Source organism: Mycobacterium sp. 1245805.9, assembly GCF_001672915.1.
Taxonomy (GTDB): domain Bacteria; phylum Actinomycetota; class Actinomycetes; order Mycobacteriales; family Mycobacteriaceae; genus Mycobacterium.
This window is the reverse complement of record NZ_LZKR01000179.1, coordinates 1-8685: the sequence shown is the minus strand read 5'-3', so window position 1 is coordinate 8685 and position 8685 is coordinate 1. Positions and strand designations below refer to the sequence as shown.

11 protein-coding genes and 1 pseudogene are annotated in these 8685 nt (G+C 67.9%); 7 read left to right on the top strand and 5 right to left on the bottom strand.

What is annotated here, in order from left to right:
• The coding region (locus A9X00_RS32145; RefSeq protein WP_369830789.1) for a 3-hydroxyacyl-CoA dehydrogenase NAD-binding domain-containing protein at positions 1–234 on the bottom strand (234 nt) is incomplete at its 3' end.
• On the opposite strand from A9X00_RS32145, the pseudogene A9X00_RS24205 reads away from it, so the two are divergent.
• A pseudogene (locus tag A9X00_RS24205) lies at positions 164–667 on the top strand (3-hydroxyacyl-CoA dehydrogenase family protein); the annotation flags it as partial. The gene A9X00_RS32145 and the pseudogene A9X00_RS24205 overlap by 71 nt on opposite strands.
• Before the next feature lie 3 nt (positions 668–670).
• Here A9X00_RS24205 and A9X00_RS24200 read toward each other — a convergent pair.
• Positions 671–2092, bottom strand: coding sequence for an NAD(P)/FAD-dependent oxidoreductase (locus tag A9X00_RS24200; RefSeq protein WP_067159257.1), 1422 nt, complete (start codon positions 2090–2092; stop codon positions 671–673).
• Between the two features lie 113 nt (positions 2093–2205).
• Between A9X00_RS24200 and A9X00_RS24195 the strand changes: the two genes are divergently transcribed.
• Together A9X00_RS24195 and A9X00_RS24190 are read left to right on the top strand one after the other, a co-directional pair.
• The gene (locus A9X00_RS24195) at positions 2206–2787 is read left to right on the top strand and encodes an HdeD family acid-resistance protein (protein WP_067159254.1); all 582 of its coding nucleotides are present in this window, start codon (positions 2206–2208) and stop codon (positions 2785–2787) included.
• 106 nt (positions 2788–2893) lie between these two features.
• Positions 2894–3817: an NmrA family NAD(P)-binding protein gene (locus A9X00_RS24190; RefSeq protein ID WP_067159251.1), complete on the top strand. Its 924-nt coding sequence runs from the start codon at positions 2894–2896 to the stop codon at positions 3815–3817.
• Between the two features lie 112 nt (positions 3818–3929).
• Here A9X00_RS24190 and A9X00_RS24185 read toward each other — a convergent pair whose 3' ends face one another.
• Positions 3930–4415: a YbaK/EbsC family protein gene (locus tag A9X00_RS24185; RefSeq protein WP_067159248.1), complete on the bottom strand. Its 486-nt coding sequence runs from the start codon at positions 4413–4415 to the stop codon at positions 3930–3932.
• A 1-nt stretch (position 4416) separates the two neighbouring features.
• Positions 4417–5265 (bottom strand): NAD(P)-dependent oxidoreductase, encoded by an 849-nt coding sequence (locus tag A9X00_RS24180; protein WP_067159246.1) that lies wholly within the window; start codon positions 5263–5265, stop codon positions 4417–4419.
• A gap of 292 nt (positions 5266–5557) precedes the next feature.
• Between A9X00_RS24180 and A9X00_RS24175 the strand changes: the two genes are divergently transcribed.
• Together A9X00_RS24175 and rsrA are read left to right on the top strand one after the other, a co-directional pair.
• Positions 5558–6208 carry a sigma-70 family RNA polymerase sigma factor gene (locus A9X00_RS24175; protein WP_197515253.1) on the top strand — a complete coding sequence of 217 codons (651 nt, stop codon included), beginning with the start codon at positions 5558–5560 and terminating at the stop codon, positions 6206–6208.
• On the top strand, positions 6205–6507 hold the full coding sequence (gene rsrA / locus A9X00_RS24170) for a mycothiol system anti-sigma-R factor (RefSeq protein ID WP_067159240.1): 303 nt from the start codon (positions 6205–6207) through the stop codon (positions 6505–6507). Before A9X00_RS24175 ends, rsrA begins: the two co-directional genes overlap by 4 nt.
• 8 nt (positions 6508–6515) lie before the next feature.
• Here the strand turns inward: rsrA and A9X00_RS32840 are convergent, their stop codons facing one another.
• Positions 6516–6590, bottom strand: a complete 75-nt coding sequence (locus A9X00_RS32840) for a 50S ribosomal protein bL37 (protein ID WP_003416889.1) — start codon at positions 6588–6590, stop codon at positions 6516–6518.
• Positions 6591–6779: 189 nt separating this feature from the next.
• Between A9X00_RS32840 and A9X00_RS24165 the strand changes: the two genes are divergently transcribed.
• On the top strand, positions 6780–6995 hold the full coding sequence (locus A9X00_RS24165; RefSeq protein WP_067159260.1) for a biotin/lipoyl-binding carrier protein: 216 nt from the start codon (positions 6780–6782) through the stop codon (positions 6993–6995).
• Between the two features lie 50 nt (positions 6996–7045).
• A complete protein-coding gene (locus tag A9X00_RS24160) occupies positions 7046–8548 on the top strand; it encodes a sensor histidine kinase (RefSeq protein WP_067159237.1) in 1503 nt (500 codons plus the stop codon).
• Positions 8549–8685 lie beyond the last annotated feature (137 nt).

Genomic DNA, 8685 nt, shown 5'->3' with positions numbered 1-8685 from the left:
ATGCATGTTGCACAACCGGGTTTTGTCGCGCACGTTTTCGGCCATCAGGCGCGACGGGTACGACGACGAGTTGGTCGCGAAAATCGTTCCCGGCGACGCCGCCCGGTCGATCTCGCCCCACAGCGGGATCTTGATCTCGAGCTTCTCCGGGACGGACTCCACGACCAACTCGTCGTCGTACCCGTCGCGCCTGATGGCCGAAAACGTGCGCGACAAAACCCGGTTGTGCAACATGCATTTCTATATGCCGCCGGAGCTCACCGCGGTGGACCTGATGTCGGACGGGGAGACCGACCGCGGCCTGCTGGACACGCTGCTGGCCGTGTTGCCCGAGTTCGGCATCCAGCCCTTCGAGGCCCGCAAGGAGTCCACCGGCTTCATCTTCAACCGCATCTGGGCGGCCATCAAGCGCGAGTCGCTGGCCGTGGTCGCCGAGGGCGTGGCCCGGCCGGAGGACGTCGACGGGATGTTCAGGGTCAACTGGGGCGTGCCGGCCGGGCCGTTCCAGATGATGGATCTGGTGGGCCTCGACGTGGTGCTCGACATCGAAAACCATTACGCCGCAGAGTTTCCGCACCTACCCAAGCACGTGCGCGAGCTGCTGCAGTCCTACGTCGACGCCGGCAAGCTCGGCCTCAAGACCGGCGAGGGCTTCTACAGGTATTGACTCTCATGCCCGTCGGGCCAGATCCGCGAGCGCGAGCTGGGCGGCGTTGGCGCCGCACATGCCGTGCGCCCCGGGCCCGGGTGGGGTGGCTGCCGAGCAGATGTACATCCCGGGCACGCCAATGGTGTAGGGCGACAGCGTGATTCGGGGCCCGAAGGTTAGCTGGCGGATGTCCTTGGCGCCGGTCATGATGTCGCCGCCGTCATAGTTGGCGTTGAAGGTGGCCATCTCGGTGGTCGAGCGAACCGCCTGGCCGACAATGCGTTCCCGGAACCCCGGGGCGAACCGCTCGATCTGGGCGACGATCGCCTCGGTGGCGTCGCCGGCATAGCCGTTGGGGACGTGCGCGTAGCTCCACACCGGATGGGTATCGCCCACCGAGCGTTGCGGATCGGCCAGATACTGCTGGCCGACCAGCACGAACGGCCGCTCGGGCAGGTGGCCGGCGTGGATCTCCCGTTCGGTCTCGGCCAGTTCGGCGTAGGTCCCGGCCAGGTGCACCGTGCCGGCCCGGCGGGCGTCGGGGTTTGTCCAAGGGACGCCGCCCTCGACGGCGAAGTCGACCTTGAACGCGCCGGGGCCGCGGCGAAACTTCCTGAACGCGCGGGAAACCCGGCGCGGCAGTCGATCTCCCAGCATCCCGGCGACGGCCCCCGGCGCAAGGTCGAACATCGTGACGTCCGCGGGCGGCAACTGTGAGGCCGTCTTCACCCGCACACCGGTCTCGATCTTGCCGCCCAGGTCCGTCAGCAGCGCGGCCAGGGCGTTGGCGATCGATTGCGATCCGCCCTCGGCCACCGCCCAGCCGTGGCGGTGGCCCGCCGCGATCAGGCCCAACGCGATGGCGGAGGTCATCGGGTGGTGCAGCGGCCGAAAGGTGTGCGCCGCAACGCCGCCGAACAGCGCCCTGCCCTCCTCGGTACGGAAGAGCCGGGCGAACGTCGATCCGGGGAGCAGCGTGGGCGCACCGAAGCGGGCCAGCATCAGCGGGTGATGCGGGAACCGGAGCAGCGGCCCCATGATGTCCTCGCTCAGGGCGTCGAACCGCCCCGCCGAGTAACCGAACGCGAGCCGCCAGCGCCGCCCGTCGCGGCCCAGGCCGGCCGCGGTCTCGTCCACCGAGCGGTGCAGCACGCCGGCGCTCCCGTCGTCGAGGGGGTGCACGCAATCGATCTCGGGCCAGCGCCACCTCAGCCCGTAGCGCTGCATGTCGAAGCGACCCAGGAACTCCGAGCCGACGGCCATCGGGTGGATCGCCGAGCAGTGGTCGTGCAGCAGGCCCGGGACGATCGCCTCGCCGCTGCGGGTGCCGCCGCCCACCTCGGCGGCGGCCTCGAGCACGGTGACCTGCACGCCCGCGTCGGCGAGGCAGACGGCCGCCGACAGGCCGTTGGGCCCGGCGCCCACCACCAGCGCGGTAGTCATGCCTCCATACAACAGCAATTTTGGGTCGACGTTGCTCGCAGTACTCGCGCGCGATACCGAATTGTGTCGCCAGCGACGTTCACTTTGCGATTGTGCCGGCGAATCATATTGACATGACGAATACCGATCAGACCGTGTTTGAAGGTCCACTGCGGCAGCTCGCGCGCAGCGCGTGGCAGCTGCTCCTGCTCATCGGCCTCGCCGCCGTGGCGCTGGGCGTCATCGTGCTGGTCTGGCCGGGCAAGACACTGTTCGTGGCGGGTGTCTTGTTCGGCATCTACCTGGTGGTGTCCGGGATCGGATACATGTTTGCTGCCTTCGGCACGCATGCCGGGGTGGCAATGAGAGTGCTGTCGTTCATCACCGGCGTCGTGTCGCTGGTGCTGGGATTCTTCTGCTTCCGCGAAGAATTCGAGGCGGTGTGGCTGTTGGCCATCTGGATCGGCATCGGCTGGCTGTTCCGCGGGATGACGCTGCTCGCGGCGGCGCTGTCGTTCGACCACATGCCGGGACGCGGCTGGCAGGCGCTGTCCGGGTTGATCATCGTGATCGGCGGCGCCGTCATGATCATCTCGCCGCTCCGCTCGATAGCGATCCTGACCTTGGTGGCCGGGTGGTGGCTGATCGTCATCGGCATCATGGACGTCATCACGGCATTCCAGACCCGCAGCCGGGCGAAAAGCCTGACCGGCTAGCCAAACTCGGCAACGTCTTTGGGCGCATGACGTCGCCCGATGAGTTTGAGGCCCGCGCCGCCTCCGTATGGGTAAAGCGACTGTTTACCTTGAGGAGGAAGCGGAAATGACGCAGGCGAGTTCGACGCGTTACCTGATTGTGGGCGCGGGCGGGAGTCATGGGGCCACGGGCAACCACGTGGCGCGGCAGCTGCTCGAGCGGGGGCTGCATGTTCGGGCGTTCGTTCGCCGGGCCGATGAACGGGCGAACGAGCTCAGGCAGCTCGGCGCTGAAATCGCGGTCGGCGATATCCGCGACTACGAGGCCGTGCGGGCGGCGCTGGATGGGGTGCAGCGCGCGTACTTCACGTATCCGCTCGCCGATGGACTTCTCATTGCGACTGCGACCTTCGCCGCCGCGGGCACGCAGGCGGGTTTGCAGTCGGTGGTCAACATGTCCCAGATCACCGCTCGCCCCGATCACGCGAGCCCGGCCGCGCGCCAACACTGGTTGGCGGAGCGCGTGCTCGACTGGTCTGGGATCGGGGTGACCCATCTGCGTTCCCCGTTCTTTCTGGAGAATCTGTTCAACGTCGCCGCCCCCACCATTCGGACCGAGGGCAAGGTCTATCTGCCGTATGGCCGAGGGCGGCACGCCCCCGTCGCGGGAGAAGACCTCGCGCGGGTTGCCGTCGGTATCTTGACGAATCCCGCAGCGCACCAAGGCAAGACGTACGTGCCGACCGGTCCGGCGTCATTGTCGATGACGGAACAGGCGGGGGTTTTCAGTCAGGTACTGGGACGTCCCGTCGAGTACGTCGACATCCCAGTCGAGCGCTGGCGTCAGACCCTGTCCCACGTCGATGTCATGACGCCTTGGTTGATCGAGCACCTGTCGCGGGTGGCCGAGAGCCACCAACACGGTGAATTCGACGCGGTGACCGATGTGGTCGAAACGATTGGCGAGGTGCCGCCCCAGTCGCTGGAGGCTTTCGTTCGCAAAAACCAAGCGGTATTCGGAGGGCCGCAGGAGGGCCGTCGAACCGGCTAGACCTCGACATCGCGACGGCCTGGCCGGCGCGAGAGGTCGGATCGCGCGCGAGCGTAACCTGGCTGCGAAATACAGCGCGGATTTTCGCAGTGACGTTACGCTCGCGGGTCCGCTAGGCCCGAATGTCAGCGGTGACCGCGCCCGTCAGCCGGATCAGGTCCTGAGGTGCCACCGCGACGTCCCAGCCGCGACGGCCGGCGCTGCAGTACACCAGGTCGAAGGCGAGCGCGCCGGCGTCGATGACCGCGGGCAGGCGCTTGCGTTGCCCGAACGGCGACACCGCGCCGACTACGTATCCCGTGGCCCGTTGCGCGGCAACGGGTTCGGCCATCTCGGACCTGGCCACTCCCAGCGCCGCGGCGGCGGCCTTGAGCGACAGTTTCGACGCCGCCGGCACCATCGCGACGGCCAGCCCGTCCGGCACGGCGATGATCAGCGTCTTGTAGATCTGCTCCGGCACCACGCCGGCCCGGCCCAGCGCGTGGACCGCCTCGACGCCAAACGATGATTCCCGCGGATCGTGATCGAACTTCACGATCTCATGCGGCACACCGGCTTTGACGAGCGCCGCGATGCCCGGTGTGGCAGCGGCGGCCATGCTAAGGCCCCGTGTACCCCGGCGGGTTGACGCCGTCGACCCAGAAGTCAACGCCGAGCTGCGAACCCGGAATGCAGTCGTACACGGACAGATCCGTGACGCCGGATTCCACCAGCACGTCCTCGCACAGCAGCATGTTGCCGGTGTACTCGCGGGCGGGCTTGTTGAGGATGACGTAGGCCGCGTCGGAGTACACCTCGGGCTTGCGGGCGCGGCCCATCGCCTCGTCGCCGCCGAGCAGGTTCTGCACCGCGGCGGTGGCCACCAGCGTGCGCGGCCATAACGTGTTCGACGCGATGCCCTCGTCGCGCATCTCCTCGGCGATCCCCAGCGCGCACAGCGTCATGCCGAACTTGGCCATCATGTAGGCGGTCGGCTTCAACCACTCCTTGCCGAGCAGCACCGGCGGCGACAGCGTCAGGATGTGCGGGTTCTCCCGGCCCTTCATGTGCGCCAGGCAGGCCTGCGAGACGGCGTACGTGCCGCGCACCTGGATGCCGTTCATCAGGTCGAACCGCTTCATCGGCACCTCGGTGATCGACCCCAGGTTGATCGCCGACGCGTTGTTCACACAGATGTCGATGCCGCCGAACTGCTCGACGGTCTTGGCCACCGCCGCCTCGACGGATTCCGGGTCGCGGACGTCCCCGACGATCGGCAGGGCCTGCCCGCCCGCCTCCTCGAGCTCCTTGGCAGCCGTGTACACCGTGCCCGGCAGCTTGGGGTGCGGCTCGGCCGTCTTGGCGATCAGCGCGACGTTGGCGCCGTCCTGCGCGGCCCGTTTGGCGATCGCCAGGCCGATTCCGCGACTGGCGCCGGAGATGAACATGGTCTTGCCGTTCAGGGACATGGCGTCACATTAACGCCAGGCCCGAACCGGCCCGATTCGGCCCAGGAAATAGCGGGCTGCCAGATGCTGTTAAAACAGTCGGTTTCTGATGCAGATGCGCCGCCACAGACAGACTGGGACAGACACTGTCGGGGGCAGCCTTTAGATTGGGAGGAGCAGTCTGGTGCCAACCGCGACGTGCCTGTTGGGCTCTGCCCAGCGGGACGAGCAGTTGACCCGGTCGCTTGCGAGCTCGGCGGCGTTCTCGGTGCCGGCCGGCGACATCGCTGCAGAAGGGACCGTGTTACTGAAGATGGCCGATACCGACGGCGAGATAACTCTGGGGGCCGCCGAACCGGCACCGCCGCAGGAGACCGACGAGGAACTCACCGCGCGATTCGAGCGCGACGCGATTCCGCTGCTGGACCAGCTCTACGGTGGTGCGCTGCGCATGACGCGCAACCCCGCCGACGCAGAGGACCTGCTGCAGGAAACGATGGTGAAGGCCTACGCGGGGTTCCGTTCGTTCCGGGCCGGCACCAACCTCAAGGCCTGGTTGTACCGGATCCTGACCAACACCTACATCAACAGCTACCGCAAGCGGCAGCGCCAGCCGGCCGAGTACCCGACCGAGGAGATCACCGACTGGCAGTTGGCGTCCAACGCCGAGCATTCCTCGACGGGCCTGCGTTCGGCGGAGGTCGAGGCGCTCGAGGCGCTGCCCGACAACGAGATCAAAGAGGCGCTGCAGGCGTTGCCGGAGGAGTTTCGGATGGCCGTCTACTATGCCGACGTCGAGGGTTTCCCGTACAAGGAAATCGCCGAGATCATGGATACGCCGATCGGGACGGTAATGTCTCGGCTGCACCGCGGCAGACGTCAGCTGCGCGGTCTCCTGGCCGACGTGGCCAAGGAGCGCGGCTTCAACCGCGGCCAACATGCGCACGAGGAGGTGCCGTCATGAGCGAGTCTGCCGGCCCCGCCGAGCCCCGCGCCGACGACAGCCATTCCCACGGCCTGGGCTGCGCCGAAGTGATCGCCGAGGTATGGACCTTGCTCGACGGCGAGTGCACGCCCGAGGCGAAGGAGCGGCTGCGCCAGCACCTCGAGGCGTGCCCCGGATGCTTCCAGCATTACGGCATCGAGGAGCGGCTCAAGGCGCTGATCGCGACCAAGTGCACGGGCGAGAAGGCCCCCGAGGGTCTCAAGGAACGCCTCCGGCTGGAAATCCGCCGGACCACCATCATCCGCGGGTCCGAGTAACTACTCCGTCAGGAATTGGGCCGCTTGCCGTGGTTGGCCTTGCTGTACTTGCGGTCGCGCTTCTTCCGGCCACGCTTGGCCATCTCTTGGAACCTCCGTGATTGGTCGGGCGCCGCGCACCCGTTAGCTTGCCTCAATAGCTTGTCTCACATTGTCTCACGACGGCTCACGCCCCGCGTGCCGCGGTCTCGACCGGTCCTATGGTTCGATATACATGAGCTCGATAGACCAGCAGTCGGCATGCACCAGTGGCCAGGATGAGTGGGGTGAAGATGGCGGAGGATGTTCGCGCCGAAATCGTGGCCAGCGTGCTCGAGGTCGTCGTCAGCGAGGGTGACCAGATCGGCAAGGGCGACACGGTGGTGCTGCTGGAGTCGATGAAGATGGAGATCCCGGTCCTGGCCGAAGTCGACGGCACCGTCAGCAAGGTGAGCGTGTCGGTCGGCGATGTCATTCAGGCGGGCGACCTCATCGCCGTCATCAGCTAGCCGTTTGGACCGTTCGTATCTGCCGCCGGGAATCGACGCGGGGGTGATGGATGTCCACGCTCGGTGATCTGCTCGCCGAACACACGATGCTGCCGGGCAACGCGGTGGACCACCTGCACGCGGTGGTGGGGGAATGGCAGCTGCTGGCCGACCTGTCGTTCGCCGACTACCTGATGTGGGTCCGCCGCGACGACGGCGTGCTGGTGTGCGTGGCGCAGTGCCGCCCGAACACCGCGCCGACGGTCCTGCTCACCGACGCCGTCGGCAGCGTCGTGCCCGCCGACCGGCTGCCGCTCGTCGCCGAGGCCTTCGACACCGGCGCCGTCGTGCAGGAACACGCTGCGGGCCAACAACATTCGGCGGAGCTGCCCGGCCCGCACGTCGAGGCGTCCCCGGTGCGCTACGGCGGCAACGTGGTCGCGGTGCTGACCCGCCACCAGACCGCGGAAGCCGCCGTCCGCGCGTCCGGCCAGCTGGAGACCGCCTACCAGCAGTGCGCCACGGACCTCATGCACATGCTCGCCGAGGGCACCTTTCCCGACGTCGGCGACGTGGTCATGTCGCGCTCGACCCCGCGGGCGGGCGACGGCTTCATCCGCCTCGACGTCGACGGCGTCGTCGCCTACGCCAGCCCCAACGCGCTGTCGGCGTACCACCGGATGGGGCTGACGTCGGAGTTGGAGGGCCGCAACCTGGTCAAGGTGACGCGACCGCTGATCTCCGACCCGTTCGAGGCGCAGGAGCTGGCCGAACACGTGCTCGACCTGCTCGCCGGCGGGAGGAGCATGCGGATGGAGATCGACGCCGGCGGCGCCACGGTGCTGCTGCGCACGCTGCCGCTGGTGGTGCACGGCGCCAGCGCCGGCGCCGCGGTGCTGATCCGCGACATCACCGAGGTCAAGCGCCGCGACCGGGCCCTGATCTCCAAGGACGCCACCATCCGCGAGATCCACCACCGGGTGAAGAACAACCTGCAGACGGTGGCCGCGCTGCTGCGCCTGCAGGCCCGGCGGACCGCCAACGCCGAGGGGCGGGAGGCGCTGATCGAGTCGGTGCGCCGGGTGTCGTCGATCGCCCTGGTCCACGACGCGCTGTCGATGTCGGTGGACGAGCAGGTGAACCTCGACGAGGTCATCGACCGGATCCTGCCGATCATGAACGACGTGGCGTCGGTGGACCGGCCGATCCGCATCAACCGGGTCGGCGACCTGGGCGTGCTGGACTCCGACCGCGCGACGGCCCTGATCATGGTGATCACCGAGCTCGTGCAGAACGCGATCGAGCACGCCTTCGACCCGGCCGCCCAGGAGGGGTCCGTCACCATTCGCGCCGAGCGTTCGGCGCGCTGGCTCGACGTCGTCGTGCACGACGACGGCCGCGGCCTGCCCGACGGCTTCAGCCTGGAGAACTCCGACAGCCTGGGCCTGCAGATCGTGCGGACGCTGGTGTCGGCGGAGCTGGACGGCACGCTGGGGATGCGGCACGCGCCCGCCCGCGGCACCGATGTGGTGTTGCGGGTGCCGATCGGCCGGCGGACAAGGTTATTGCTGTAGATGCCTTAACACAACGGTGCGGCCCCCCCACAAGGGGGGGGCCGCACCGTATGCCGACTGCGTCAGACTCCGCTGCGTGCCTTCGTCCGGGCGTTGCGACGCTTGAGTGCGCGCCGCGGCACTTAGCGGCAGGCCCC